This is a genomic window from Halogranum gelatinilyticum, from assembly GCF_900103715.1.
In the GTDB taxonomy this organism is placed as follows: domain Archaea; phylum Halobacteriota; class Halobacteria; order Halobacteriales; family Haloferacaceae; genus Halogranum; species Halogranum gelatinilyticum.
Genome location: NZ_FNHL01000002.1, coordinates 879,692 through 906,495, shown reverse-complemented (window position 1 = coordinate 906,495; position 26,804 = coordinate 879,692). Strand labels below are relative to the sequence as shown.

Below are 26,804 nucleotides of genomic sequence, written 5' to 3'. Positions count from 1 at the left end.
GCATGAACCCGTTCGTCCGCGCGCTGGACATGCAGCGCAAGCAGTGGGAACGCTCGACGGAACTCATCGACAAGGCCTCGGCGGCTCCCGACCGCGCGGAGACGATGGCGGAAGTCGAGGTCGGCCAGACCCCGAGCGAGGTCGTCTACGAGGAGAACAAGCTCAAACTCCTCCACTACGAGTCGATGACGGAGGAACAGCACAGCGTTCCCATCCTCATCGTCTACGCGCTCATCAACCGGCCGTACATCCTCGACCTCCAGCCGGACCGCAGCGTCGTCCGCACCCTGCTGGAGAACGGCTTCGACGTCTACCTCATCGACTGGGGCGAGCCGTCGAACCTCGACCAGTCGCTGACACTCGACGACTACGTCAACCGCTACGTCGACAACTGCGTCGACGTCGTCCGCGACCGTTCGGGCCAGGACTCGATCAATCTGCTCGGCTACTGCATGGGCGGGACGATGAGCGTTATGTACAGCGCGCTCCATCCCGAGAAGGTCCGAAACCTCGGGCTGATGGCCGCCGGCCTCTGTTTCACCGGCGAGGGCGGCGTCTTGGAACTCTGGGGTGACGACGACTACTACACGCCCGGTGCGGTCGTCGACGCCTTCGGCAACGTGCCCGCGGACTTCCTCGACATCGGCTTCGCGCTGATGGACCCCGTCGACAACTTCGTCACGAAGTATCTCAGGCTCTACGACAACCTCGAACGCGAGGAGTTCGTCGAGAACTTCGCGCGCATGGAGCAGTGGATCGGCGACGGCATCGACGTCGCGGGGACGACCTACAAGCAGTTCCTCGAAGAGATCTACCAGCAGAACAACCTGATGACGAACGACCTCCATCTGGACGGCAAACACGTCGACCTCGCGAACATCGATATGCCGGTCGTCCAGATCATCGGCGAGTACGACCATCTCATCCCGCCGGAGGCCTCCAAGGGCTTCAACGAGGTGCTCGACACCGAGGTGACGACGATGGAGTTCCCGACGGGCCACATCGGCCTCTCGGTCTCCTCGAAGTCCCACGCCGAACTGTGGCCGCAGGTCTGTGAGTGGTTCGAGGAGCGGTCGCAGGTGAGCGACGAATCCGAGCAGACGGAGCTGCCGTCGACCGAAAGCGACGACAGCGACGCCGACGGAGCCGTCGCAGACGAGGCTGTCGAGGTTGAGGAGTCCGTCGAGGCTGAGGCAGAGATGGAGAGCGACGAGGCAGCCGACACCGACGACGCTACCGACACCGATGAGGCGGTCGAGGCCGACGAGACCGAGCTGACGGTCGAAGCTGTCAACGGTATCGGCCCGAAACGCGCCGAGCGGCTGCACGAGAGCGGTATCGACAGCCTCGCGGACCTCGCCGACGCCGACGTCGAGGCGGTCGCTGAGGCCATCGACGTCTCGCCCGAGCGCGTCGAGGACTGGATAGCACAGGCCCGCGACCTGCTCTCGGAGTAGTTGGATATCCTGACGGTCGGCCGACACCGTCGTGGCAGATTTCCGGAGAAACGTTCATTAGGGATTCGTGAGCTTCTAGATGTAATTGGCCCAGCAGGACCCGGAGCGGGCAGTCGGTTCCCCGGTTGCATCCGCCGTGGGCCAGCCCCAACCAATGAATCTCCAAGATCGCACCTGTGTCGTTACAGGCTCGTCGCGTGGTATCGGTCGCGGAATCGCAGAGGACCTCGGCGCACACGGCGCGAACGTCGTCGTCAACTACCGCTCCTCGGAGGGTGAGGCCCACGAGGTCGTCGACGCCATCGAGGAGGACGGTGGAACGGCAATCGCCGTCCAGGCCGACGTCTGCGACGAGGACGAGGTCGAAGCGATGGCCGACCGCGTCGCCGACGCCTTCGGGGGCACGGACGTGTTGGTCAACAACGCGGGCATCACTGTCGACAAGAAGTTCGAGAACATGAGCCGCGAGGACTGGGATCAGGTCATGGACGTCAACCTCGGCGGCGTCTACAACTGCACGCACGCCTTCTTCGACGACCTGAAGGACGCCGACCACGGTCGGCTCATCAACATCTCCAGCGTCGTCGGCCAACAGGGCAACTACGGTCAGGCCAACTACGCCACCACCAAGAGCGGTCTCTTCGGCTTCACCCGGACGGTCGCGCTCGAACTCGCGCGGCACAACACCACGGCCAACTGTGTCTCGCCCGGCTTCGTCAAGACCGACATGCTCGAAAAGGTTCCCGAGCGCGTCCAAGAGAAGATTCTCAGCCGCATCCCGTTGGACCGCTTCGCCACCGTCGAGGACATCTCCGGCATCGTCCGGTTCGTCGCCAGCGAGGAGTCGGCCTACATGACCGGCCAGATCCTCGGCGTCAACGGCGGCATGGAGTGGTGAGACGGCGGCCGTTCGGTGGCCGCAGCCGAGAGCACGCCTAAGACCCCCGAAGTCGTAGGTCATCGAACATGAACTGGCACAGCGAGTCGGCCGAGGCGGTCGTCGACGACCTCGAGACGGACCGTTCGGGGCTGTCGGCGGCCGAGGCAGCCCGTCGGCTCGACGAGCAGGGTCCGAACGAGCTCGAACGCGACGGAAGCGTCTCGCCGCTCACGCTCTTCGTCTCGCAGTTTCAGGACGCACTCATCTACTTACTCGTCTTCGCGGCGGCACTCTCGCTCGCGGTGGGCTTCCTGCCGGGGCGCGAACCCGAGTATCTCGACGCGACGCTCATCCTGGCAATCCTACTCGCCAACGGCGTCTTCGGCTTCGTCCAGGACTACCGCGCCGAACGCTCCATCGAGGCTCTGCGGTCGCTCGCGACGCCGACGGCCGCGGTCCACCGGGACGGCAAGACGGTCGAAATCTCCTCCACCGAGGTCGTCCCCGGCGACATCGTCGAACTGGAAGCGGGTGACGCGGTGCCCGCCGACGCCCGGCTGTTGGAGACGGCCAGCTTCGAGACCGACGAGTCGGCGCTGACCGGCGAGAGTGTGAGTGCCACGAAGTCGGTCGACCCACTCGACCCGGAGACGCCGCTCGCCGAGCGGGACAACATGGTCTTCATGAACACGACGGTCGTCCGCGGACGGGCCAGAGCCGTCGTCGTCGAGACCGGGATGGACACGGAAGTCGGAGCCATCGCCACCCAGCTGGCGACGGGGACGTCGCCCGACACGCCCTTCCAGCGCGAGGTCGGTCGCCTCGGCAAGCGCGTCGGGCTGGGTATCGTCGTGCTCATCGCCGTCGTCGCGGCGGCCCAGTTGGCCCTCACCGCCACCCCGCCGACGCTCGTGGTTCTCGTGGCCGTCACGCTCGCGGTCGCCGCCGTCCCCGAGGGGTTGCCCGCGGTCGTGACGCTGACGCTCGCGCTCGGCTCCCAGCGGATGCTCGCGCGCAACGCGCTCGTGCGGACGCTGCCGGTCGTCGAGAGCCTCGGCTCCGTCGACACCATCGTCACCGACAAGACCGGCACGCTCACGGAGAACCGCATGACGGTGACGCGGCTCCTCGCCGGTGGCCGTGTCCACGAGATGGAGAGCGACGGGGCCGACGCGACCGACGCAGCCGACGCGGAGAGCCTCGTCGCCGACGGCGAGGGAGCGAGTGGCAGTGAAGGGGGGAGTGGCAGTGAGGGGTCGAGTGACGGCGAAGGGGCCAGTGACGGCGGGGAGCGGGGAACACCGGACCGGGCGGCCGTCGAGGCACTGCTCACCTGCGGGGTCTTTTGCAACAACGCCGAGTTGGACACAGAGACCGAGGACGGCTTCCGCGGCGACCCGACCGAGGTGGCGCTCCTCCGCGCGGCCCGACGGGCTGGGGTCGAACCGACGGGAGAGCGGCTGCGCGAGCTTCCCTTCGACGCCGAGCGCAAGCGGATGACCGTCGTCGTCGACGGCGTCGCTGACGCCGAGGCGGCAGTGGGGAGCGACGTCGACAGCGGCTCTGCCACCGACGCCGACGTCGACGGCAGCAGCGGCGACGGACCGACGGCGTACATGAAGGGCGCGCCGCGAGTCGTCTTGGACCGCTGTGACCGCCTCCTGCTCGACGGCGAGGTCGTCGAAATGACCGACGAGCGGCGTGCGGAACTCGCCGACCGGGTCGACGCCTTCGCGGCCGACGCGCTCCGCGTCCTGGGCTTTGCCCGTCGCGAGGCCGTCTCCGCCGAGGCCGACGAGGACGAGATCGAGTCGGGGATGGTCTTTCTCGGTCTCCAGGGGATGCTCGACCCGCCGCGGCCGGAGGTCGAAGGCGCGCTGGCCGACTGTCGGCGAGCGGGGATTCGCGTCGTGATGGCGACCGGCGACAACCCGAAGACGGCGGCCGCAATCGGCGAGCAGTTGGGCTTCGCCACCGACGAGGTCCTGACCGGGGCGGACGTGGCGGCGATGGGCGACGAGGAACTCCGAGACAGCGTCGCCGACGTGGAGGTGTTCGCCCGCGTCGACCCCGCCCACAAGGTCGCGGTCCTCCAGGCTCTGCAGGCGCGCGGCAACATCGTCGCGATGACCGGGGACGGCGTCAACGACGCGCCCGCGCTCAGAAACGCCGACGTCGGTGTCTCGATGGGCATCAGGGGGACGCAGGTCGCCCAGCAGGCCTCCGACATGGTGCTCCGCGACGACAACTTCGCGACCATCCGCGACGCCGTCGCCGAGGGTCGGGGCATCTTCGACAACATCCGTACCTTCGTCAACTTCCTGCTGTCGGCGAACATGGGAGAAGTCCTCGTCGTCTTCGCCGGAGTCCTGCTGGGGACGCTGCTCTTCCCCGAGACCTTCGCGGGGACCGAAGAAGCGCTCGTGCTCACCCCGGCGATGATCCTCTGGATGAACCTCGTCACCGACGGCCTGCCCGCGCTCGCGCTCGGTGTCGACCCCAAGCGCGACGACGTGCTGGACCGGCCGCCGCGGGACCGCGACGCCGCCGTCATCGACGCCCGACTCGTCGGCTCGGTGCTGGCGACGGGTATCTTCATGACCGTCGTCGGGCTGTGGCTCTTCTTCGGGGCACTGGACCGGACGGGCAGTCTCCCGTTCGCCCAGACGCTCCTCTTTACGTTCCTCGTGCTTGCGGAGCTGGCGCGGGCGTATCTCGTCCGTCGCCACCACGGTCTCCGGGTCACCTCGAACCGCTGGCTGGCTGGCGCGGTCGCCACGTCGTTCGCACTCCAGCTTGCGGTGCTCTACACGCCGCTCGCGGCGGTCTTCCGCGTCGTCGCGCTCGACCTCGCTGACTGGGGGCTCCTCGCCGCGGCGACGGCCGTGTTCGTCGTCCTGAGCCTCACGCTGTCGGCCGTCGTCCGACGGGTCGCACCACGGTCGGCCACCCACTGAACGGTGAGACGAGGCTCCGTTTGACCTCGCGGTGTTGATGATTTTGAGGGAGCGTAGCGAGATGTCGAACGTCGAAGCGACCGGGGGAGCTGCGTTCTTGTCCAACCGTGGACAAGATGTGCAGAATGGTTATGGTCACTCGAAGGCTTCTGGCGCGAATGGATACTGGTCCGGACGAGCGTCTGTCGACGGGAGCGGGACACTCCCCGAGAGGCGACACACGTGGCTACCCGAACACTATCGAAGACCTGTCAACAGGGGCGTCCATCACATTCCTCGAACGCGGTGTTGACGAGCAAGGTGCGTACCTGCTGATGGACGGTGTCCTCCCGGTCGGAATCAACAGTGGCCCCGCCCGGCTTCACCCGCAGGCGGAAGCACGCTCGGAGGTGATCGCGGGCCAGGCCGAGGTGACGGTTCGTGGTGAACGCCGTGTCGTGCGTCCCGGCGACTCGCTGACCATCGCTGCCGGCGAGGCTCACAGCATCCGGAACGGTGGCGACGACACGCTACGTATTCGGACGACGTTGCGCCCGCCCGGCGAGTTCGAAGCCGCGACTCGGGCACTCTATGCAGCCGGTGCAGGGGGACGGCCGGACGTTCTCGCAGTGGCGGCGGTGCTCTTTCAGTTTCGGGCAGACATCCGTCTCTCGGGCCTCCCGTGGTTAGTTCAGCGGCCCCTCCTACGCGCACTCGCTGGCATCGCGAGGAGGCTGGGTCGGGACCCCCTCAAGTAGTCGCCGTCTCGTCGCGCCACAGCTACAGTGAAACATCCGCTTACCGCCACCGAGGACAGCGGCAGGTAATTTCCACAAAAGCCGAATATCGACATCTAGAGGCCGAATAACGCCGTTCTAGAAACGATTATTTCCTCAGCCGTCAAGGTATGTGGGTTGATCCCGTATGGCAACAACGACCGGACAAGCAGTGGATGATATCGAGCAGTCGCCCACGACGGGGTACTGGAACTATCTGCTGGTCGGTGGACTCGCCGCGCTGACGGAGGCGGCTATCTACGTGGCTGGCATCGTCTATTTCCTCGTCATTCTCGACTTCGCGAGCGTCAGCGGGGCACTCCAGCAGGTCGAGCTGTTCGTCGCGAACGAGGCCAGTCTGTCGGCGATGTATCTGCTCATCTACGTGGTGTTCGGCATCGTGCTGGTGGGACTCGTGCTGGCACTCCACGAGCGGCTTGCGACCGACGCACCGATGTTGATGCGGGCGACAACTGCCTTCGGGCTGATCTGGGCTGGCCTCGTCATCGCCAGCGGGATGGTCGCCACGCTCGCGACGGGCGTGGTCGTCGACCTCTACAACACCGACCCGGCGCAGGCGACGACGGTCTGGCTGGCCATCAGTCCGGTCGTCGATGGACTGGGCGGCGGCAACGAGGTCGTCGGTGGGCTCTGGACGCTGCTTGTGAGTGTAGTAGCCCTCCGTGCAGGGGCACTCCACAGATTAGTCAACTACCTTGGATTCGTCGTGGGAGCGGCAGGTATCCTCTCGGCCGTTCCAGCGTTCGGTGAGATCGGCGGTGGTATCTTCGGCCTTACCCAGATCGTCTGGTTCGTCGCTCTCGGAATCCTCCTGTTACGCGCAAGTCGCCGCAAGGCATCCGCCCCTCTTCACGGCGAGTGACTCCGCGAACGACAGAATAGACGAGACCGGGACGAGGGTGCTACAGACATCCTCTAAGTCCCACACGCGACTCCTGACAGTGAGTCGTGGGGTTTCAGTGTCGTGCTGGATATAGTGCGCGAGTCGGTCAGAGAGTTCAAACGATTCCAGCGAACCAGAGAACGGTATCGCTCAACGTCAGAACGGACAAGAGGATGCCAAGGATGCCGAGAGCACGTGCCTGCTCTTCGCTCGTATTGATACCAGAGAAACCGGAACTTCATTGCACTATCGACGGCTGAGGGAATGGTGAACGCACCCTCTAAATTCAGCACGCCACACGTATCAGAAATCGACCATCCCACCACACCGGACGGGGTTATTCGGTCGGCGTGACGGCCAAGACGGGTGTCTCCGACGTGCGGACCACTCGCTCGGTGACACTCCCCAGGATGAGCCGTTCCAGCCCACTGCGGCCGTGGGTGCCCATGACGACGAGGTCGACGTCGTTGCTCTCGGCGTACGCCGTGATCTCGGTCGCCGGAAGCCCGACCGTGACGACGCTGTCGGCGTCGACGCCAGCGTCCGCCGCCCGCCTGACGAGTGCGTCCGCGGCGTCCTCGGCGTACTGCTGGAGCTGTTCGCGGATGTTCGGCAGCGTCGGGCCGGTTTCGAAGCCGCCGGTGAACGCCCGCGAATCGACGACCGAGAGCACCGTCAGCCGTGCCCCGGCAGCCGTGGCGACCGCGACGGCGCGGTCCAGCGCGTCGCGCGCGCCCTCGCTGCCGTCGGTCGGGACGAGCAGATGTTCGTAGGTCGGCAGCGTCCCGCCGTCGCCGTCGAGATGCGTAGTGAGCACCGGCACGGGCGACCCGCGGAGGACGCGCTCGGTGACGCTGCCGAGCAGGAACCGCTCCAGCCCCGTCCGGCCGTGGGTGCCCATGACGACGAGGTCGACGTCGTGGTCGGCGACGAACCGGAGCACCGTCTCGTGGGGGATTCCACGTTCGACGTGGGTCCGGACGCGACAGCCACTCTCCTCGCCGACCTGCTGGACGCGCTCGACGGCAGCCTTGGCGGCCTGTTCGGCGATAGAGAGGTCTTCGCTGGCCGAGCCGACCACGTCGTCCTCGAAATGCCTGAGGTCGACGACCGACAGCGCGTGGACCGTCGCATCACCCAATTTGGCCAGCGCGAAGGCGTGGTTCGCGGCTGCCATCGCCCAGTCGCTGCCGTCTGTGGGTACCAGGATTCGGTCGTACATACCTCCTAGAACGCAGTCAACCTGCTTGACAGCTTGCCTGAAACGTTCGACTCCTGTTCGTCCGAGGTCGATTCGCGGTGGAGTGGCTGTCGGTCGGATTCGTGGCTGTCTCCCCTGTGTGGGACGTGCGAGTTACAGTTCGGCCGGCTCCTGACCTGCCTGCGCCAACTGCTCGGCTCTCTGCACCGCCACATCCGCAATGCCTGCATTCGCCGAACAGGAAGGACACGCGAGGATGCGTCCGTTCGTATCGGCGAAGACACGGGCAAAGTCGTGCGAAACGTTACTTCCACAGTAATTACACTCTGTCATGTTTTCTCTCGTCGGTCGTCGACTCTCTCTGCTCCGTGAGTGCGACCTTGTACATACACCGACGAGACCCACTGCCCAAACGGCGATACCTTACTGGTCAGGTTCTCGCGTCGAAGAACTCTGCCATCAGTTTCTGTTCCGCCGCTCGGAGATGTTGGTGGAACGTTGCGCGCGAGATGCCCATCGACTCGGCCAGTTCGTCGCCAGTCGTGGAACGGTTCGGGGCGTAGTACCCACTGAGATATGCCTTCTGAAGGGCCGTCACCTGACGGTCGGTGAGTTGCGCCTCCACACCGGCGATGAACTCCTGTTTCGTCGTCGCCGGGCGGTCGCGTGTCCGTGACGCGACGAGTTCGGTCCCGGTATAGCGGTCCCGGAGTAGTGTCGCAATCGTTCGCGCGTCGACCGCCGACGGGAGTTCCAGAGTGATGTGGGCCCGCCCGTCGGCCGCCACAATCGAACGTGTGATGACGCCGCGTTCCGCCAGCTCGGCAACGACCGAGGTCTCTGCCATCCGGAATTCGACGAGGTTCGCCTCGTCGTCGCCGCTGATTACCGTCGCACGGTCGACCTCGGCGGCCTCCTCGGCGAGGTCGACGAGTCTCGTGCGCGGTGCATCCGTAGAGAAGAACATCGACAGTGCGTCGTTCTCGGGGTCGATCGACCCGTGATATTCGAGTCGACAGTCCTCTCGGGCCGAGAGGTCGACGACGAACAGTGCCGGGTCGCTCACCTCGAACTCCAGGACGACGATGTTGTCGGCCGTGAGAATCCGTCGACTCTCTCTGGCGTTGATGGCCGTCCCAATCGTCCGACCGAGTGCCTCGAGGACGACCGTCTCGCGCTCGTCGAACACGTCGTCCGTGTCGGAGTAGACGGTCAGAACACCGTAGACGGTCTCCCGGTAGGTGACTGGAACGGCAGCCAGCGACCGTGCGCTGGGAAGCGAGTCCGAGCAGACCGTCCCGTCGACGGGGGCGGTCTGGACCGACCGCGTGTCGAAGGCTCGGGCTGTCGGGTCGTCGTCGGTGATTGCGACCTCGATACCCTCGAGTGAGTCGCCCTCGCCCGCCCACGAGGACGGCACGACCGTCTCCGAGAGCAGGTCCGGCTCACCGAACCAGGCGAACACGTACGGGTCGGCCGCAGCAATCCGTTCGGTCACCTTCCGTAGGTCCTCCTCCGTGGAGGTCGATTGCATCAACCGCTCCGTGACGTCCTTCATCAGACCGTTGATGCGACGGACGAGATGTTCGAGGTCTTCGGTGCGTTGGATGACCTCGAACTCTGCCTCTTTGCGAGCCGTGACGTCGTTCTGGAAGCCGACGTAGTGGGTCACCGTCCCATCCTCGTCACGAAGTGGAGCGATCGTCACCTCGTTCCAGAAGGCCTCACCGTTCGCCCGGTAGTTCACCAACTCGGCCGTCGTCTCCTCGTCCGCGGCAATCGCTTCGGACATCTGTCGGATGGCCTCTGGTGCGGACGCCGCACCCTGGAGAAACCGACAGTTGCGGCCGAGGACCTCTGTCCGTGGGTAGCCGGTCAGCCGTTCGAAGGCCTCGTTGGCGTAGATCATCGGGTTGTCTTCGCGGCTGGGATCGGAGATGGTGATTCCGACGGGTGCCTTGTCCATCGCACGCTCCTTGAGCTCGAAGTCCACCCCGGGTTCTCCCTCGGATTCGCCCATGAGTCGGGTAGTAGGACGAGTGGCTGCTATATATCTCCGACTCCGATTGACGTCCTCCTGCGCCCGACGTCGCGGGATGACTCACGAATGCTACACCTCGCGACAGTCAACAGGACGGTCAGCAGCCCGAGGCGTTCCACGGCGACCGGACTGGTAAGGTAATCTGGCTATGACTGTACCGTTCTTCTAATATATCGGAGTTATCCAATGATCGACCAGCAGCGGCGGAAATTCTTACGGACTGCGGGTGCAGCAGGCGCGATTCTGGCAGTCGGTGGCGTCGGCACGGCGTCGGCCCGCGAAGGAAAGAATACGGGAGCGTCCGGCGACATGACCATCGTCGACATCGCCATCGCGAACGGCTTCAACGTGCTTGCCGCTGCAGTGACCGAGGCAGGACTCGTCGAGACGCTCAGCGGTAACAGACAGTTCACCGTCTTCGCACCGACGGACGAGGCGTTCAACGAGGCAGGCATCACCGTCGACAACGTCGACGAGCTGGACGACGAGTTCCTCCTCGACGTCCTCCTCTACCACGTGACGCCCGGGCGACGCTACTCGCCGTCCGTCGTGAACGCCCCGAAAATCCGCATGTTGAACGGCCAGTTCGTCGACGTCGACGGGACCTCCCTGAACGGCGGTCAGGCCACCTTGTTCGACCTCGACCTCGTGGACATCGAGGCGTCGAACGGCGTCGTCCACGTCATCAACGGCGTGTTGCTCCCGTAGGGATATCCGACCGGAGAGCGGATTGTGTCTCTCCGAACCGACCCGACCCGATTTCGATTTTAACGTGAACTCCGAGCGAACAGCGAGCGCTCTCGTCAGCTACTGCTCGCCGTACTCGCCGACCACGACGACCTCGCCGTCGCGCATCTCGATGTCGACAAGCGACTGCACGTCGTGCGGCGACTCGTCCATCGCGCTGTCGGTCGCAGCCTTCCGAATCGCGACAACCACGTCGACGACCTCGGCACCGATGGCGTCCAGTGCCTCGGTGATGGCCGCGAGCGTCCCGCCGGTCGACAGCAGGTCGTCGAGGACGAGGACGCGGTCGCCCGCCTCGACGTCGTTGATGTACATCTCGGACTCGGAGTAGCCCGTCTCCTGGTGGAGCGACACCTCGCCGTCGAGACCGTACTGGCGTTTTCGGACGACGACGAGCGGGATGTCTGTCACGAGCGAGACGGCCGTGGAGATGTGGATACCCATCGCTTCCGGCGTGACGATCTTGTCGACGGTCTCCAACTCCGCGACGCGCGTGATGCCGACGGCGACCTCGCGCAACAGTTGGGGTTCGAGCATCGGCACGCCGTTGCTCATCGGATGGACGACGTACTGGTAGCCGTCGGCCTTCTCGATGACCGGCGCGTCGGCGAACGACTGGCGGAGACGTTCCATGTGGGCCGTTCACGAGGAGTGAGTAAAACGTCGTGGGGTCGTCCGTCGCTTCGAACACCGCCCACGGAGAACGAGACACCGAGCGCGAGAGACGGGACGCGGTGGCGTCGGAACGAATCGGTAGCGATAAGTCTCCGCTCCAGTTTCGAGAGAAGGGGTCATCATGGACGTAAGAACCGGACTCTCGTACGGCGACGTACTGTTGATACCGCAACGCTCCCCGGTCGACAGCCGGAGCGACGTGGATCTGACGAGCCAGCTCACGCCGAGCGTCGAACTCGACACGCCGCTCGTGAGCGCGGCGATGGACACCGTGACCGAGGCCGAGTTGGCAACCACGCTCTCGGAACTCGGCGGCATCGGCACTATCCACCGCTTTCTGAGCATCGAAGAACAGGCCGCGCAGGTCCGTCGCGTCGAGCAAGCGGGCGAGCAGGTCACCGCGGCCGTCGGCATCAACGAGGACTACCGCGAGCGAGCCGCCGCGCTCGTCGACGCGGGTGTCGACGCGCTCACCGTCGACGTCGCCCACGGCCACATGGAGGCCTGTCTCGACGCCGTCGAGACGCTCGACAGCGAGTTTTCGACGGATCTCGTCGTCGGCAACGTCGTCACACCGCAGGCGGTCGAAGACCTCTACGCGGCGGGTGCTGACGCCGTCAAGGTCGGCGTCGGTCCCGGCTCGCACTGCACGACCCGGCAGGTCGCTGGCGCGGGCACGCCCCAACTCACGGCGGTCGACGACTGTTCGACCACCGCTCACGACCTCGGAATCACCGTCGTCGCCGACGGCGGGATTCGGACCTCCGGCGACGCCGCGAAGGCACTGATGGCCGGTGCCGACACCGTGATGATGGGCAGTTTCTTCGCCGGCACCGACGAGGCACCCGGCGCGGTCGTCGACGTGGGCGAAGAGCAGTTCAAGCACTCGCGCGGCATGGCCTCCACGGCGGCCAACGAGAACCGGACGGACAAGGACCTCACCCCCGACGCCGACGAGGGCGTCGAAGGCCTGACGCCGTACAAGGGTCCCGTCGCGCCGCTCGTCGAGGAGTTCCTCGCTGGCATCCGCTCGGGCGTCAGCTACTGCGGCGGCCACACGGTCGCCGAGGCCCGCGAGAAGGCAGAGTTCATCCGCGTCGCCGCGAGTGCCCAAGAACGCGAGGGCGCACACCAGGTCTTCCTCGGCGGCGACGATGTCGAGACAGACGAGCAAGAAGAAGCACCTATTCTGCAGTAAGTCGCTCTCGGACGCCTGCTTCCCCCTGACGGGGGAGTGTGCGGTTCGCCAGCCACCTACTGTCGAATTCACCATCAGCCCCTCCGAACGCCCCGAACGCCTCGAACGCCCCGAACGCTTCGAACGCCTCGAACACCCCGAACGCCTCGAACGTCACGCTGGCGACGACGGCCACGAAGGCGGTACTGTTCAAGCGCGCCGACGTCACTGGCTGACCTGCCACGCGACGAGGATGGCGAGTCCAGCCAGAACGAAGCCGACGACCGGGTCCAGCCCCAGCTCGCGGGCGGCCAGCTGGCCGAGACCGTAGAGCACCCCCGCGAGGACGGTCGCGAGGAAGACGGGGTAGCGGTCGAGGAGGTTCATGGTGGATTCGTGTCGCCGACGCGTCGGTTCACTCGGCGGTCGGCGAGGTAAAGAAGCCGGTGGTCGGGGGTTATTCGGTGACTACCGCCCGCCGGCGACGCCGAACTGACGAAAGCTTCAACCGAGCGGACGGTGTCATTCTCCGACAGTGAAGGTCAGCATCATCGGCAGTGGCTACGTCGGCACGACGCTCGCGGCGTGTCTGGCGGACCTCGGCCACACGGTCACCGCAATCGACGTCGACGAGTCGGTCGTCGACCGAATCAACGCCGGCGAGGCCCCCATCCACGAACCCGGTCTCGCCGACCTCGTCGCCGAACACGCGGGCAACCGGCTCCGCGCGACGACGGACTACGCGGCCGTCCGCGACACCGACGTGACGTTCATCGCGCTGCCGACGCCCTCCCGCAAGGACGGCAGCATCGACACGAGCCTCGTCGAGATGGGGACGGAGTCGCTCGGGGAGGCACTCCGCGAGAAGGACGGCGAACATCTCGTCGTCGTCAAGAGTACCGTCGTCCCCGGAACGACCGCCGAGCGGGTCGCGCCCGTCCTGGTCGAAGCCAGCGGCAAGCAGTTGGGCGAGGGAATCGATGTCGCGATGAACCCCGAATTTCTGCGAGAGGGCCACGCCGTCTCTGACTTCCTCGATCCCGACAAGATCGTCTTCGGGGCGGAGCGCGAGGCGGCGTTCGCCACGCTCCGAGAACTCTACCGCCCGCTGACGGAGACGACGGACACTCACGTCGTCGAAACAGGCTTGAACGAAGCGGAGATCATCAAATACGCCAACAACGCCTTCCTCGCGGCGAAGATCAGCCTGATGAACGAGTTGGGCAACATCTGCAAGGAGTACGGCATCGACGCCTACGAGGTCGCCGACGCCATCGGACTCGACGACCGCATCGGCTCGCAGTTCCTGAACTCCGGTGTGGGCTGGGGCGGGTCGTGCTTCCCGAAGGACGTCGCGGCACTGATCGCCGCCGCAGACGAGGTCGGCTACGACGCCCAACTGCTGAAGGCCGCCGTCGCCGTCAACGACCGCCAGCCCGAGCGGCTCCTCTCCCTGCTCGACGACCATGGCGACGTCGCGGGGCAGCGCGTGGCGGTGCTCGGCCTGTCGTTCAAGCCCGGCACCGACGACATCCGCGAGTCGCGAGCCATCCCGGTCATCCAGGGACTGCTCGACCGCGGTGCCGACGTCGTCGGCTACGACCCCGTCGCGGCCGACCGGATGCGCGAGCGGTTCCCCGACATCACGTACGCCGACAGCGCGGCCGAGGCGTTGCGGGACGCCCACGGGGCCGTCGTCGTCACCGACTGGGACGAGTTCGCGGCGTTGGACGAGGAGTTCGACACCATGGCGCGACCCGTGGTCGTCGACGGCCGCCACGTTGTCGGGCGTCGCGAGGGACTGACGTACGAGGGGTTGACCTGGTAAGCCGCTACAAGAGCGCGAGGAGGTTCACGGCGAGCAAGAGGCCGAAGAGGTAGCCGAGGAGGACGAGAACGTTCCGCTTCGGGGCGTTCGGGGCGAACCCCGGAAAGACAGTCGAGAGCGACTGCCGGCGGGGAGGCTGTCGCGGAACACGGATGCCGGTACTCATTGTGCACTACACGTAGCGAGAGGATATACCAGTGGGAGATCGTTCACGACGGCAGCCACACCCTCCCGGTGACGCATCGCGACGTTTCCCCGCGGCACTGGCTCTCGTCTGCGGGTTTCGGCGATCTGTTTCTCGGCACGACCGTCCGGATATACGTTCGGTGAAAACCGAGAGACGGGGGAGACGCTATATCATAGGGAGTGCCGAACGATAACGTGGTACCCCGTACTTATGCCTACAACCCTCCGTCGGTCGATATCGCGACATCTCTCGGAGGGGTGACGAGACGAACTCATGGGAGGATTCAGCGACGACTGGGACGACGGTGACGCGACGAGCAGCCGCTCAACGCACGAAACGGCGTACGAGTGGAGCGAGTCGGTGAGCCTCGCCGTCGTCGACGCGGTCGCGGCCGTCACGGGCCGTCAACCGACCGCCCTGCCCCCGCTGGCGGACTGTATCGAGACGGACGCACTTGACGCGCTCTTCGGGTCACCGCCGGACGGGACGACGCCCCGTCTGCTGACTTTCCGGTATGCGGGCTGTACGGTGACCGTCGGCGGCGACGGCTGCCTCTCGATCACACTCGTCGAAGAAGTACGGGGCGTGGCCCACACGGACTAACCCGGATTGACTCGGACTGACCCGGACAGTCCGGTTATGCCGCCTATACTAATCGCTTCTGCCCGGCTACGTGAGCCATGTTTGGAACGAGCGGGATCAGGGGTCCCGTCGGAACGACCGTCACCGCTGAGCTAGCCCTCCGTATCGGCCGCGCCGTCGCCAACGGTGCTGATACCGTCGTCATCGGCCAGGACGTCCGGACGAGCGGCGGCCTCCTCGCCGACGCCGTCAGCGTCGGCCTGCGGGAGTGCGGCGTCGACGTGATTCGACTCGGTGTCGCCTCCACGCCCACTATCGCCCGCAGCGTCGGCTGGCTGGACGCGGACCTCGGCATCGCCGTCACCGCCTCGCACAACCCCGCGCCCGACAACGGGCTGAAGTTCTGGAACCCCTCCGGGCAGGCGTTCGACCGGGCACAGAGTCGAAAGATCGTCACCGACGTCATCGGAAACGGCCACCGCGTCGCCGACTGGGACGCCTTCGGCACCGAACGCGTCGTCGACGACGCCGCCGACCGCCACGTCGCCCATCTCGTCGACAGCTTCGAGCCGATGGACGTGCCAGTGGTCGTCGACCTCGGTAACGGCACGGGCCGCGTCACGGTCGACGCGCTGTACGAACTCGGCTGCACCGTCGACACGCTGAACGCCCAGCCCGACGGCCGGTTCCCCTCCCGCAGGAGCGAGCCGACCGCCGAGACCTGCCACCGGCTCCGCGAGACAGTCGCCGCCACCGACGCCCTCTTCGGCATCGCCCACGACGGCGACTCCGACCGGATGGTCGCCGTGACCGACGACGGCACGTTCGTCCCCGGCGACGCGCTCCTCGCGCTGTTCGGCCGCGAGGCGGTCTCGGAGGGCGACCTCGTCGCCGTCCCCATCGACACCAGCCTGCTCGTCAGCGACATCGTCAGCGGCGTCGGCGGCGAGGTCGTCTACACGCCCGTCGGCGATGTCCACATCGCCGCGCGTGCGACCGACCCGGACGTCGTCTTCGGCGGCGAACCCAGCGGCGCGTGGATCTGGCCCCACGAGACGCTCTGCCCCGACGGCCACTACGCGGCCTGCAAGCTCGCCAGTCTCGTCTCCTGTGAGGGGTCGCTCTCCGGGCTCCTGGCGGGCTTCGACGGCTACACGACGAAACGTGAGAACCTCCGCCTCGACAACCCCGACCGTGTGATGGACGGCGTCGTCGGCCGCGTGCTCTCGGAGTACGACACGGTGACGGCGACCGACGGCGTCCGCGTCGACACCGACGACGGCTGGTTCCTCGTCCGCGCCAGCGGGACGGAGCCGTTGATTCGACTGACTGCGGAGGCTCAAGACCCGGAGCGGGCGACGGAACTCTTAGAGGAGGCGCGCTCGCTCGTCAGCACGGCGCGGGTCCGAGTCTAACCCCCTGACGGGAGAGACTTTATATTCTTTCGATGGGTAATCTTACTTGTTCCGGGCCCCGCGACTGACCGGTTCGCGTGCCATAACGAACGGCAGTCACCCCGGAACCCTTACTTCTCGCAGAGCCACGGCTGTCGTTAGTGCCCCGGACAGCGGAGACACCAGAAGGGTATCCCGGATAGCGTGGCCTGTGCGGCGTGTGTGGGTGCTTCGTGCGTGGGAATGCTGCGTGTCTCGTGTGTGGGACCACTGTGTCTCGTGCGTGGGGACGCAGCGGGTCTCGCACGTAGAAATACGAATCCACCGTACTAGTGGGGAGAGAAGGAGTCGGGTCGTCGCAGCAGCTGTCCCGCAGGCGTCGTCAGTCCTCTATCGCTTCGGCCTGCCGCGTTGTGGGCCGTTCGGCACGAACCCGGCGTTCGGCCTCGTCACGGTTCTCGGGGTAGCCCACGTCGATCCGCCAGCCGTCCAGCGGGATGGCGCGGATCGACCGACCACTGCGAATCAGGAGGTCGATGGCGTCCGGCAGTTCGTACTCGCCGCGGTCGGAGGGCTGGACGAGATGGCAGGCGTGGAAGATAGCCGGTGAGAAGGTGTAGAACCCCGTCATCACGAGATTCGACGGCGGCTCCTCGGGCTTCTCGACCACGTCGACGATTTCGCCCGCGTCGTTGGTGACGCAGACGCCGTAGCGCGAGGCCTCCGAGAACGGGACCTCCTCGACGAGGAAGGCGGCGTCGACGTCCGACTCCGTCTGGACCGCGACGACGGCGTCGAGGTTCGCCCGGAAGACGTTGTCGCCGAGCATCAGCATGAACTCATCGTCGATGTGGGGTTCGACGGTCAACAGGGCGTGCGCGAGACCGAGTTGCTCGCGCTGGTGGGTGTAGGTGATGGGGATTCCCCTGAACTCGTCACCGTAGTGTTCGATGATCTGTTCGGCGCGGTAGCCGACGACGACGACGAACTCCTCGGCACCGAGTGCCCGAAGCTCCTCGAAACAGTGGGTGAGAAGCGGGTCGCCGTCGACTTCGACGAGTGCCTTCGGTCTGTCTTCTGTCAGGGGTCGGAGTCGGGTTCCCTCTCCTGCTGCGAGCACGACGGCTTTCATAGATGCCCTAGCGGACGCGAGACACGGGTTTCGTTACACGGTGGATAACCGCCGAACGGGTCGTCCGCAGCGTCCTCGTCGCGACACTCGTCGGGTATTAGCCGAGCGAGATGTCGAGATAGAGCATCACGATGACGCCGAAGATGGTCCCGAGCGTCGCGACGCGTTCGTGGCCCTTCGCGTGGGTCTCGGGGACGATCTCGTCGCTGATGACGAACAGCATCGCGCCCGCGGCGAACCCCATCGCGTAGGGCAGGAGTGCCGACACGGTCTGGACCGCGTACGCGCCGAGCACGGCGAGCGGAATCTCGACGACGCCCGACCGGATGCCCGCGAACGCGGCGTAGAACCGCTTGTCCAGTCCGGCGTTGATGGCCGCCACCGAGACGGCCAATCCCTCAGGGATGTTCTGGATACCGATGGCGAGCATGAGCGGGATGGCCGTCTCCAGGTCGCCGCTGCCGAAGCCGACGCCGACGGCCAGCCCTTCGGGCATGTTGTGGAGCGTGATGGCGAGGATGAACAGCACGACGCCGGCGAGCCGCTCGTCGTCGACCGGGAGGTCGGTATCGGGGTTCGCGGCGTCCGCCCGACGCCGTCCCGAGAGCAGATAGTGCGCGTGCGGCACGAGCTTGTCCGAGCGGTCCAAGAAGAGCGCGCCGAGTGCGACCCCGAAGAGGACCGGGAGCGGGTTGCCGTTGGAGTACGTCTCGATGCCGGGGATGATGAGGCTCGTGAAGCTCGCGGCGAGCATCACCCCGGCGGCGAAGCCGAGCGTCCCGTCCATCGCCCGCGCCGAGGGATTCCGCCAGACGAAGACCAGCGACGCGCCCAGGAGGTTGAGCAGCGCGATGACGACCCCACCGACCAGTCCGTGGACGACCGGGTTCGAGCCGAACAGTCGCATGAACTCCTCGACTACCACCGAAGCCACCTCGTCTGGTCACGTCTCATCTGTCGTACAGAATCCCGACACTACCCAGCCGTATCAATGTTGAGTTGGCGACCTCCCACACCGACCAAAGGGCTTTGCCGCTCACCGACGGAGCCTCTGCATGGTCCCGCTGGAGATGGGGTGGCGACACCTCCTGTTCGAGAATTGGCCGGTCGACCCCGACGTGATGGACGCCCATCTCCCGCCGGGACTCGACGCCGACACGTACGACGGGTCGGCGTGGCTCTCGGTCGTCCCCTTCACCAACGTCGCCGTCCGGCCGAAGGGCGTCCCCGAGGCGTTCGGTATCCGGCTCCCCGAACTCAACGTCCGGACGTACGTCACCCGCGACGGCGTCCCCAGCGTCTACTTCTTCAGTCTCGACGCCCAGGGCGTGTCGAGCGTCGTCGGCGCGCGGCTGTTCCACCATCTGCCGTACTACTACGCCCGCATCTCATTGCAAGTCGAAGCGGACCGCGTCCGGTTCCGCAGCCGACGGCTCCACCCCGGCTCGCGGCCCGCCCACTACGAGGCGACCTACTGGCCGACAGGCGCGCCGGTCGCCGCCCCCGACGACCCCTTCACCGAGTTTCTCGTCGAACGCTACCGCTTCTACACGGAGGCACAGGACGGTTCGATGCGGTACACCGACGTCGACCACGAGCCGTGGACGCTGTATCTGGCAGCCGCCGACGTGACGACGGACACGCTGCTCGCCTCCCACGGCTTTCGCACGCCGGACGCCGACCCGGTCTACCACTACAGCCCCGGTCTCGACGTGGTTACCTCGCGGAGCAAGCGGCTGTAGCGGCTGTCTCGGGGTCCTGACCACTCCCGAGAGGCCCGCCGACCGCCTCTGCCGTTATCTCCCCTGAGTACCTATGTCGACTATGCGGAGTTTCACGGTCGTGCGGCTGTGGGGGATCCCCATCCGGGTCAACCTCTCGCTCGTCGTCTTCCTCCCGGTCCTCGCGTGGCTCGTCGGCAGTGGCGGGCAGATCGCCCTCTATGCGAGTGTCATCGACCGGTTCGCCCCCCAGCCCGTCGACGTCGCGGCACTCACTGTCGGCTGGACACCGTGGCTCGTCGGCTCGCTCGCCGCGCTCGGTCTCTTCGCGGGCGTCACGGTCCACGAACTCGGCCACGCGCTGGTCGCGCGTCGCTACGGTCTCCACACCGAGTCGATCACGCTCTGGATATTCGGGGGGTTGGCCCGCTTCGACCGCATCCCCCGCGAGTGGGACCGCGAGTTCTGGATCGCACTGGCCGGCCCGGCCACGAGCGTCCTCGTGGGTGTCGCTTGCGCCGGTCTCGTCCAGGTCGTCCCCGGGCGGTTTCCGGTGGCCGTCTTCGTCGCGGGCTGGCTCGCCGTCGTCAACGTGACGCTCGCGCTGTTCAACCTCCTGCCCGCGTTTCCGATGGACGGCGGGCGGGTGCTGCGGGCACTCCTCGCCCGGAACCGCCCCTACGGCGTCGCCACCCGCATCGCCGCCAGCCTCGGCGTCACCTTCGCGCTCGTCTTCGCCGTCCTCGGCGTCCTCCTGTTCAATCCGGTGCTCATCCTCGTCGCGCTGTTCGTCTACAGCGCGGCCAAGAGCGAGGCGCGGGTGACCGTCCTCGACGACCTGCTCGACGGGCTGTCCGTCGCCGACGTGATGGACCCCGTGACGACGACGCTCGGTCCCGACGACACGGTGGCGACGCTCGTGACGACGATGCTCAGCCGCCACCGACTCTCGGTGCCAGTCGTCGACGACACGGGGGTCGTCGGCGTCGTCCGCCTCGAGGACCTCCGGGACCTGCCGCGGGACGCGTACGAGACGACCCGCCTCGACGACCTCGTCGTCGCCGAACCCCCCGTCCGCGTCGACGCCGCGGCCGACGCCTTCGAGACGCTCGTCGACCTCGGGCAGCGCGGTGTCGACGACGCGCTCGTCGAGTCGGGGGGCGAGGTCGTCGGCACCGTCTCGCAAGGCTCGTTCTTCGCCGCAATCGAGATTCAGCGCGAACTCCGTCGGTCGGTGTGACCCACGACGGTGCCGCTTTTGTGTTCTTGAAGCGTCACTACGGCTATGAACCGTTCGACCAAGTGGCTGGTCGGTGTCGTGGCCGTCGTCCTCGCCCTCCTCCTCGTCGTCGGTGCGGTCTACGTGGGCTTCGGTGCCCTGCTCGTCGTGTCCGACCACGCGACGTACTACGCGCCGGGACAGAACCTCGGCGACGTCGACTACGACGCCGTCGTCGGCGACGCCCGCGCGGCGGGCTACCGGGTCGAGGAACCCCGGTACGTCAACGCGCGGTCGCCGCGGGCTTACGACGGCGACACGCCCGAACTGGAAGCCCTGTACGGCGACGACGTGCGCGTCTGGTACGTCACCTACCAGTACGGCAATCTGTCGACGGTAGAACTCACCTATCCGACGGCCCCCGACGAACCCTCGCGGGTCGTCTTCTCGAACTGGTCGCGGACCGGCGACCGTTACACTGTCGCGGACCTCCCGCCCCGCGAGTGGGTCGCGACACGACTCGCCGCCTCCTTCGAGATGGACGAGGCCACCGCCGCCGAACACGCTGCCCGGTTCGAGATGCGGGTCGCCGAGACGAACCCGGACCTTCCGACCTTCGAGGTCGACGCCCGCCCCGACCCGACCGGCGCGCGCGCGTTCCTCCGAGCCGAGAGCGAGACGACGGGCTTCGAGCCGTCGGTCGGCGAAGGGACGTTCCGCGAGACCTACGTCGTCGGCGAGAACGTCGGCACCGTCACCTACCTCGTTCCGAACGCGGCCGTGACGCTCCGCGACGGCGACGTCCGGTATATCGCCTACGTGGACCAACTGGGCGGCGTCCGCCTCGAAATCCGCCTGCCGCCGGGCGAGGAAATCGACGAGGCGAACTACCGGGCGACCTTCCGCGAGCTGTTCGAGACGGTCGGCTTACCGCCCGACGCCGTCGACGGCTACGAGTTCGAGTACAGCCCCGGCAACTGGTGACGCCGCGACCGCCCGCCTGAGGTAACCAGTGTCGGTTACGAAATCTCTTTACTGTCGTCACCACTGGTTTCGTTTAGTGGCGCGAACGAGACGACAGATCCTCCGGGTCGCAGGCGGCGGTCTCGGCCTCACCGCGGCCGGAGCCGTGGGATTCCGGGCGACTCGTGGCGACGCGACCGGCGATACCGCTGCCGACGACGTCGACGCGCTCGTCGCCGGGAGCCTGCTCGTCCTCGCCGACAGCGTCCCCGGCGCGACCGTCGAGGCCCACGGCAGTCTGACCGTCCGCAACCTCGTCGTCGACGGCGCGCGCGACCCCGACGTGCTCGCGCTCGCCGACCCGACGCTCTTCGAGGGCATCGCCGACGAGGTGACGCTCTTCGCGACGAACGCGCTCGTCATCGCCTACAATCCCGACTCCGCCGCCGCCGACGCCATCGCGACGGACTGGCGCGAGGCACTCGCCCGCGACGACGTCCGCATCGGCCGCACGGACCCGAAAGCCGACCCGCTCGGCTACCGCACCGTCTTCGCGCTGGACCTCGCCGACCGGCCGGATCTCCTCGAACACTCCTCGATATTCCCGGAGACGGCACTGATGCAGACGCTGGAGACCGGCAAACTCGACGCCGCGTTCGTCTACCGCAACATGGCCGTCGAACACGACCTCCCCTTCGTCGAGCTTCCGCCGGAACTCGACTTCTCGGACCCTGCGTTCGCCGACGAGTACGCGCAGGCGAGTCTCGACCTTCCCGGCCGGACGGTCCGCGGCGCGCCGATCCGCTACGGGGCGACGGCGTTGACCGACGCGGGCGAGTCGTGGCTCGACGCGCTGGTCTCCGACACCGACCGGCTCCGCGAACACGGCTTCACCGTCCCCGAATCGTATCCGGCCTCGGCTCGAACGCCACCGGGCGGCCGCTCCGACTGACGCCCCCGCGGCCGCCGAGCGGTTAACCCCCTGCCGTCCGAAGGGCGACCATGCCGTTCACCCCCGACGCCGTCTCGACGCTCACGTTCGACTCCTACAGCACGCTCGTCGACGTCGACGCCGCCGAACAGGCACTCGCGGCGCGCGTCGACGACCCCGAACCCGTCTCGAAACTGTGGCGGGCGCGCTCCTTGGAGTACACCTTCGTCGGCAACCAGATCGACCGCTATCAGCCGTTCTACGAGATCAACCGCGACGCGCTCCAGTACGCGCTGGACGTTCACGGAGTCGACATCAGCGAGGAGGAACGCGACGAGATTCTGGCCGTCTACCACGAACTCGACGTCTTCGACGACGTGCGTGACGGCATCGAACGCCTGCGCGACGCTGGCTACGACTGCTACGTCGTCTCGAACGGCAATCCCGAGATGCTGGCGTCGATGGTTGACCACGCCGACATCGGCGACCTCATAGAGGATACGATCAGTGCCGACGAGGTGGAGACGTTCAAACCCGACGCGGAACTGTACCGCCACGCCGCCGCGCGGACGGGAACCCCCATCGGCGAGATCGCCCACGTCACCGCGGGCTGGTTCGACGTCATGGGTGCTCAACACGCCGGAATGCAGGCCGTCTGGGTCGATCGGAAGGGGACGCCCTACGAGACGTTCGGCGACGACCCGGACCTGACGGTCGAGACCTTCGACGACCTGGCCGAGGCACTCGGTGTCTGACTTGACTGTCGGTCTTCTGTCGACCAGTCAGCCCGAGCGCCGTCAGTCGGCCGCGAGTGGCTCCTTCTGCCGCACCTCGGCCGACAGTCGGTCGGCGTATTCGAGCCGGATCTCTCTGGCCTCCTCGGCCGAGACCCGTCCCTCGCGGTCGATCTCGGGTGCGAGGGGGCTGTAGGCGTCGACGTCGAATCCCATCCGGTCGAGATACGCCCGGACCTGTTCCGAGGACAGGCCATCACGGATGGCGCTGTCGACGTGGTCGACCACCGTCGCGAACTCGGGGAGTACGACCTCGTCGTTGACGCGCCCGCCGGTCTGTCCGTCGATACGCACGCTCGTGTCGCAGGCGTGTTCGACGACGTCCACTACGTCGTCGGCGAGTTGGGCGACTTGACTCGGCAGGGCCGTATCGGGCGAACGCCACTCGACGGTCCCGAACTCCGACCGGAGCTGGACCGGGGTCCACACGGCACTCTCCGCGTCGAACGCCGACTGCAGTGCACGCCGACCGACACCGGCGTCCAGCGCGGCCGTGGTGAAGTCCTCGTACCGCCGTTCGAGTCGGCGGGTCCACTCCTCGGTGTCGTCGATGTACGGCCAGAGGCGTCCCTGGTGAGGCACGTCGTCGTAGGCCATCCACCGGTAGAGTTTCGAGCGGGCACCGGCCGCCAGCCGCCCGCCGCGGAAGTAGCGCGACGAGTTGACGAGTGCCAGTGCCGGGTCGAGCGCGACGAGCGTGTTCAACTGGTCGGCCGCACGGCCCGGCTGCTGCTCGACGTGGATGTGTGTCCCGGCGCAGTGGCGAACGTACTGGAACGCGTCGCCGACGACTTGGTTCTGAATCCGTGTCCGGTCGCTCTCGATCTCTCGGATCTCCTCGTGGTTCACCGGCGTCGCGAGCGGGACGAGCCGCTTCCCGAGGCCGTCGGCCCGCTCGACCGCCGTCCCGACCCGGTCGAACAGCTCCGCCCGCAACTCGGCCGTCGTCTCGCACGGTGTCGTCTTGATCTCGACCATCGGTTCGACGAACTCGCGTTCGACACCCTCGGCTGCATCGATGATCTCACCGGGCTCGACGAGTTTCCCACGGTCGTCGACAACCCAGTACTCTACTTCGATACTCCGTCGTATCGGCTCTGATTGGTGTGGTGGCACGTATGCCTCACTGTGACGCTCTCACGCCGCTGGCCGCGTGGTCGCTTCCAGGCACTCCCGGTCGCTGTTGCTCCCACATTCCGCGATTTGGGAGTAGGTACTAAAATCTTACCTAGAACAACGTATGGTTGGTAACTGTCCAAAAATACAAACAATCACATACTAGTGATTGGAATCGTGTGAATACGTCGTTTAGGTGTCGGCAAGCGGGTAACGAATGCGGGAAATCGGCTGAACAGTCACGAGCGGGTGACAAAAGCGGGAAATCGGCCGAACAGTTACGGACGGACGACAGCAGGCTGCCGTCGGTAGCGACTCACCCGGTCGGGTGTGGGACGCCGAAAGCGGGGTTGCGGGACGCCGAGATGCCGAAGGGGGTCCTCGCTCGCGAGGGGCTTATGCCCCGGTCGCGCCGGCGAAGAAGTACACTGCGGGCTGTTCCTGCGAGCTGTTCGCGTCCCACGTCAGGGTCGCATCGCCCGTGAGGGTGAAGCCCTGGTCGAGCCCGTCGACGTCGAGGAACGCGCAGTAGCGTTCCGGCTCGTTGTCTGCCGGGTAGCTCGCGTTGTCGAACGCGCTGAGTGTCGGGACCGTGGTGTCGATGCCGCTGGAGGGGACCTGCAGGCGCAGGTTCTCGACGACGGCATTGGAGACGGTGCCGCGACCGCGGACCGTCACACCGACCGCGTCGGTGATGTCGGAGGCCACGTCGATGTCGACCGTGTCGTCGACGTCGTCGACGCTCAGGTTCGCCGTGGTACCGTCGTAGCTCAGCGTGAACGACTGGCTCGTCCCGTTCGGGACGTTCGTGCCGTTCAGGGGGTTAGAGACGTTGGTCACGTTGTTCTGGAGCGTGTAGGCGAACGTCCCCTTCTGGGGCGACTGGCCCTTCCGGATCTTGCCTTCGAGCGCGACGGGTTCGACGAGACCGTCCGCGCCGGCGTCGTTCTTGCCGAAGCCCTCACCGACGACGTGGCGGAAGGCGGGCGGGGTGTTGTGGCGGCACTGGACCGCGTTGAAGCCGAGTTCGAACGACAGGCGGTCGGTCTGGGCGACGTTGACGTCGCGGGGGATGCCTGCTGCGTCGAGTTCGTCGCCGATGGTGCCTTGCGCGATGGCGTCCGAGGGGAGATCGAAGTCCTCCGGCTCGCAGATGAAGTACCAGTCGAAGGCGACACAGTGGACGCCGGGGGCGAAACAGCCGTTGTTTCCGGCACCCATGAGCTGGAGCCCGTCGACGGGCGTCTGGGACGATGCGGACTCGTTGACCGCTTCGACCAGTCCGGCGAGCGAGCCCTGGTAGAGGGCCGTCTCCTCGCCGTTGAGGGTGTTCGAGCAGTCGTCGTCCATCCACACGCGAACGTAGATGTAGTTGGCGAGTTCGCCGTCGTCGCTGCTCACGTCGCCCGCGCTGTCTTCCGGTTCGACGATGCCGTTTTCGCTGTTTTCGAGGACGTTCGCGGTCACGCCGATGTAGCCGGGGTTGTCACAGAGGTGGAGGCTGATTGTCGCCTCGCCCTCGTCCTTCGGCTTCACGTCGTTGAGCGAGAACATGAGGCCCTCGTCGCCGTCGACGTAGCCCGTGTAGAACGAGTCGCTGTCGTCGTCCGGGGTGCCGTCGACGTACTGGTCCTGGTCGAGTTCACTCCGGATGTCGGTCGTGTTCTCGTACTGGCAGGCGTCGATCGCGCTGGTCGCGGCGGCCCACGCCGCGCCGGTGAGGACGTTGCCCTCGCTGTCGCGCCAGTCGGGTGCCTGGCCGACGACGTAGGTCATCTCGTCGCCCGGGACGGGATAGACGGGACCGTCGACGATGAGGTCCGTGCTGGCCTCGCCGAGCCAGGTCTTGTACGTCGCACGGAAGTCGACGAGGAGGTCGAGTCGGCCAGCTTCGATGCTGGCTTCGACCGATTCTGTGTCGCTGAAGAAGGCGGTCGTCCCGAGACCTGCGCCCGCGGATGCGACACCGATGGTGCCGAGACCTGCGAGGACGCTACGGCGGGAGATGCGGAACGATTTGTCGTTACTCATGGTTTGAATACCTCGACTCGGTGGTCACGGCCGCGCCCGCGAGTCTGCCTCGCAGGACGGCCGAGTGTGACCTGTCTTTCCGAACAGAGGACATCCTCTACACCGACAGCGT

General features: G+C 66.4%; 26 protein-coding genes. 15 read left to right on the top strand and 11 right to left on the bottom strand.

The genetic code is table 11. The features are described from left to right. Window positions 1-2 precede the first annotated feature (2 nt). The 5 genes from phaC to BLR57_RS11080 all read left to right on the top strand — a co-directional run bounded on the left by phaC (window position 3) and on the right by BLR57_RS11080 (window position 6,932). Window positions 3-1,457 carry a class III poly(R)-hydroxyalkanoic acid synthase subunit PhaC gene (gene phaC, locus BLR57_RS11100; protein WP_211603242.1) on the top strand — a complete coding sequence of 485 codons (1,455 nt, stop codon included), beginning with the start codon at window positions 3-5 and terminating at the stop codon, window positions 1,455-1,457. 154 nt (window positions 1,458-1,611) lie between these two features. After that, window positions 1,612-2,355 carry a beta-ketoacyl-ACP reductase gene (locus BLR57_RS11095; RefSeq protein ID WP_089697574.1) on the top strand — a complete coding sequence of 248 codons (744 nt, stop codon included), beginning with the start codon at window positions 1,612-1,614 and terminating at the stop codon, window positions 2,353-2,355. Window positions 2,356-2,423: 68 nt separating this feature from the next. Further along, window positions 2,424-5,294 carry a cation-translocating P-type ATPase gene (locus BLR57_RS11090; RefSeq protein WP_089697573.1) on the top strand — a complete coding sequence of 957 codons (2,871 nt, stop codon included), beginning with the start codon at window positions 2,424-2,426 and terminating at the stop codon, window positions 5,292-5,294. Between the two features lie 158 nt (window positions 5,295-5,452). Further along, the gene (locus BLR57_RS11085) at window positions 5,453-6,031 is read left to right on the top strand and encodes a cupin domain-containing protein (RefSeq protein WP_170830616.1); all 579 of its coding nucleotides are present in this window, start codon (window positions 5,453-5,455) and stop codon (window positions 6,029-6,031) included. 166 nt (window positions 6,032-6,197) lie between these two features. Then, entirely contained in the window at window positions 6,198-6,932 is a 735-nt protein-coding gene (locus BLR57_RS11080; RefSeq protein ID WP_089697571.1) for a DUF4386 family protein, read from the top strand. Window positions 6,933-7,290: 358 nt separating this feature from the next. On the opposite strand, the gene BLR57_RS11075 is transcribed toward BLR57_RS11080, so the two are convergent. The 3 genes from BLR57_RS11075 to BLR57_RS11065 all read right to left on the bottom strand — a co-directional run bounded on the left by BLR57_RS11075 (window position 7,291) and on the right by BLR57_RS11065 (window position 10,174). Continuing rightward, a complete protein-coding gene (locus BLR57_RS11075; RefSeq protein ID WP_089697570.1) occupies window positions 7,291-8,175 on the bottom strand; it encodes a universal stress protein in 885 nt (294 codons plus the stop codon). 132 nt (window positions 8,176-8,307) lie between these two features. Then, window positions 8,308-8,487, bottom strand: coding sequence for a DUF7563 family protein (locus BLR57_RS20035; RefSeq protein ID WP_089697569.1), 180 nt, complete (start codon window positions 8,485-8,487; stop codon window positions 8,308-8,310). Window positions 8,488-8,584: 97 nt separating this feature from the next. Next, window positions 8,585-10,174 (bottom strand): bacterio-opsin activator domain-containing protein, encoded by a 1,590-nt coding sequence (locus BLR57_RS11065; protein WP_089697568.1) that lies wholly within the window; start codon window positions 10,172-10,174, stop codon window positions 8,585-8,587. Window positions 10,175-10,381: 207 nt separating this feature from the next. Here BLR57_RS11065 and BLR57_RS11060 point away from each other — a divergent pair, with 207 nt between their 5' ends. Further along, a complete protein-coding gene (locus tag BLR57_RS11060) occupies window positions 10,382-10,903 on the top strand; it encodes a fasciclin domain-containing protein (RefSeq protein ID WP_244509986.1) in 522 nt (173 codons plus the stop codon). Between the two features lie 99 nt (window positions 10,904-11,002). Here BLR57_RS11060 and hpt read toward each other — a convergent pair whose 3' ends face one another. Next, on the bottom strand, window positions 11,003-11,575 hold the full coding sequence (gene hpt / locus BLR57_RS11055) for a hypoxanthine/guanine phosphoribosyltransferase (RefSeq protein ID WP_089697567.1): 573 nt from the start codon (window positions 11,573-11,575) through the stop codon (window positions 11,003-11,005). A gap of 160 nt (window positions 11,576-11,735) precedes the next feature. On the opposite strand from hpt, the gene BLR57_RS11050 reads away from it, so the two are divergent. Next, window positions 11,736-12,815 (top strand): guanosine monophosphate reductase, encoded by a 1,080-nt coding sequence (locus tag BLR57_RS11050; protein WP_089697566.1) that lies wholly within the window; start codon window positions 11,736-11,738, stop codon window positions 12,813-12,815. Here BLR57_RS11050 and BLR57_RS19405 read toward each other — a convergent pair. Together BLR57_RS19405 and BLR57_RS19400 are read right to left on the bottom strand one after the other, a co-directional pair. After that, window positions 12,802-13,023: a hypothetical protein gene (locus tag BLR57_RS19405; RefSeq protein ID WP_089697565.1), complete on the bottom strand. Its 222-nt coding sequence runs from the start codon at window positions 13,021-13,023 to the stop codon at window positions 12,802-12,804. The genes BLR57_RS11050 and BLR57_RS19405 overlap by 14 nt on opposite strands. After that, the gene (locus BLR57_RS19400; protein WP_170830615.1) at window positions 13,020-13,181 is read right to left on the bottom strand and encodes a hypothetical protein; all 162 of its coding nucleotides are present in this window, start codon (window positions 13,179-13,181) and stop codon (window positions 13,020-13,022) included. The genes BLR57_RS19405 and BLR57_RS19400 overlap by 4 nt, the downstream gene beginning before the upstream one ends. Before the next feature lie 148 nt (window positions 13,182-13,329). Between BLR57_RS19400 and aglM the strand changes: the two genes are divergently transcribed. Beyond that, window positions 13,330-14,622, top strand: a complete 1,293-nt coding sequence (gene aglM / locus BLR57_RS11040) for a UDP-glucose 6-dehydrogenase AglM (protein ID WP_089697564.1) — start codon at window positions 13,330-13,332, stop codon at window positions 14,620-14,622. Between the two features lie 4 nt (window positions 14,623-14,626). Here aglM and BLR57_RS19395 read toward each other — a convergent pair whose 3' ends face one another. After that, complete coding sequence (locus tag BLR57_RS19395) at window positions 14,627-14,788, bottom strand: hypothetical protein (RefSeq protein ID WP_170830614.1); 162 nt, start codon at window positions 14,786-14,788, stop codon at window positions 14,627-14,629. 294 nt (window positions 14,789-15,082) lie between these two features. On the opposite strand from BLR57_RS19395, the gene BLR57_RS11035 reads away from it, so the two are divergent. Together BLR57_RS11035 and glmM are read left to right on the top strand one after the other, a co-directional pair. After that, on the top strand, window positions 15,083-15,412 hold the full coding sequence (locus BLR57_RS11035) for a DdfA family disk-determining factor (protein WP_089697563.1): 330 nt from the start codon (window positions 15,083-15,085) through the stop codon (window positions 15,410-15,412). Window positions 15,413-15,489: 77 nt separating this feature from the next. After that, the gene (gene glmM / locus BLR57_RS11030; protein WP_089697562.1) at window positions 15,490-16,806 is read left to right on the top strand and encodes a phosphoglucosamine mutase; all 1,317 of its coding nucleotides are present in this window, start codon (window positions 15,490-15,492) and stop codon (window positions 16,804-16,806) included. 361 nt (window positions 16,807-17,167) lie between these two features. Here glmM and aglF read toward each other — a convergent pair whose 3' ends face one another. Then, window positions 17,168-17,917, bottom strand: coding sequence for a UTP--glucose-1-phosphate uridylyltransferase AglF (gene aglF / locus BLR57_RS11025; protein ID WP_089697561.1), 750 nt, complete (start codon window positions 17,915-17,917; stop codon window positions 17,168-17,170). A 97-nt stretch (window positions 17,918-18,014) separates the two neighbouring features. Beyond that, window positions 18,015-18,824, bottom strand: a complete 810-nt coding sequence (locus BLR57_RS11020) for a ZIP family metal transporter (protein WP_211603240.1) — start codon at window positions 18,822-18,824, stop codon at window positions 18,015-18,017. A gap of 148 nt (window positions 18,825-18,972) precedes the next feature. On the opposite strand from BLR57_RS11020, the gene BLR57_RS11015 reads away from it, so the two are divergent. The 5 genes from BLR57_RS11015 (at window position 18,973) to BLR57_RS10995 (ending at window position 23,506) form a co-directional block, all read left to right on the top strand. After that, the gene (locus BLR57_RS11015) at window positions 18,973-19,659 is read left to right on the top strand and encodes a YqjF family protein (protein WP_089697559.1); all 687 of its coding nucleotides are present in this window, start codon (window positions 18,973-18,975) and stop codon (window positions 19,657-19,659) included. Between the two features lie 82 nt (window positions 19,660-19,741). Next, window positions 19,742-20,878, top strand: coding sequence for a site-2 protease family protein (locus tag BLR57_RS11010; RefSeq protein WP_089697558.1), 1,137 nt, complete (start codon window positions 19,742-19,744; stop codon window positions 20,876-20,878). A 45-nt stretch (window positions 20,879-20,923) separates the two neighbouring features. After that, a complete protein-coding gene (locus tag BLR57_RS11005) occupies window positions 20,924-21,841 on the top strand; it encodes a hypothetical protein (protein WP_089697557.1) in 918 nt (305 codons plus the stop codon). Between the two features lie 76 nt (window positions 21,842-21,917). Further along, window positions 21,918-22,772, top strand: coding sequence for an extracellular solute-binding protein (locus BLR57_RS11000; protein WP_170830613.1), 855 nt, complete (start codon window positions 21,918-21,920; stop codon window positions 22,770-22,772). Between the two features lie 50 nt (window positions 22,773-22,822). Beyond that, window positions 22,823-23,506 (top strand): haloacid dehalogenase type II, encoded by a 684-nt coding sequence (locus tag BLR57_RS10995; RefSeq protein WP_089697555.1) that lies wholly within the window; start codon window positions 22,823-22,825, stop codon window positions 23,504-23,506. Window positions 23,507-23,548: 42 nt separating this feature from the next. Here BLR57_RS10995 and BLR57_RS10990 read toward each other — a convergent pair whose 3' ends face one another. Together BLR57_RS10990 and BLR57_RS10985 are read right to left on the bottom strand one after the other, a co-directional pair. After that, entirely contained in the window at window positions 23,549-24,661 is a 1,113-nt protein-coding gene (locus tag BLR57_RS10990) for a glutamate-cysteine ligase family protein (protein WP_089697554.1), read from the bottom strand. 396 nt (window positions 24,662-25,057) lie between these two features. Continuing rightward, entirely contained in the window at window positions 25,058-26,692 is a 1,635-nt protein-coding gene (locus tag BLR57_RS10985; protein ID WP_089697553.1) for a SipW-dependent-type signal peptide-containing protein, read from the bottom strand. Window positions 26,693-26,804 lie beyond the last annotated feature (112 nt).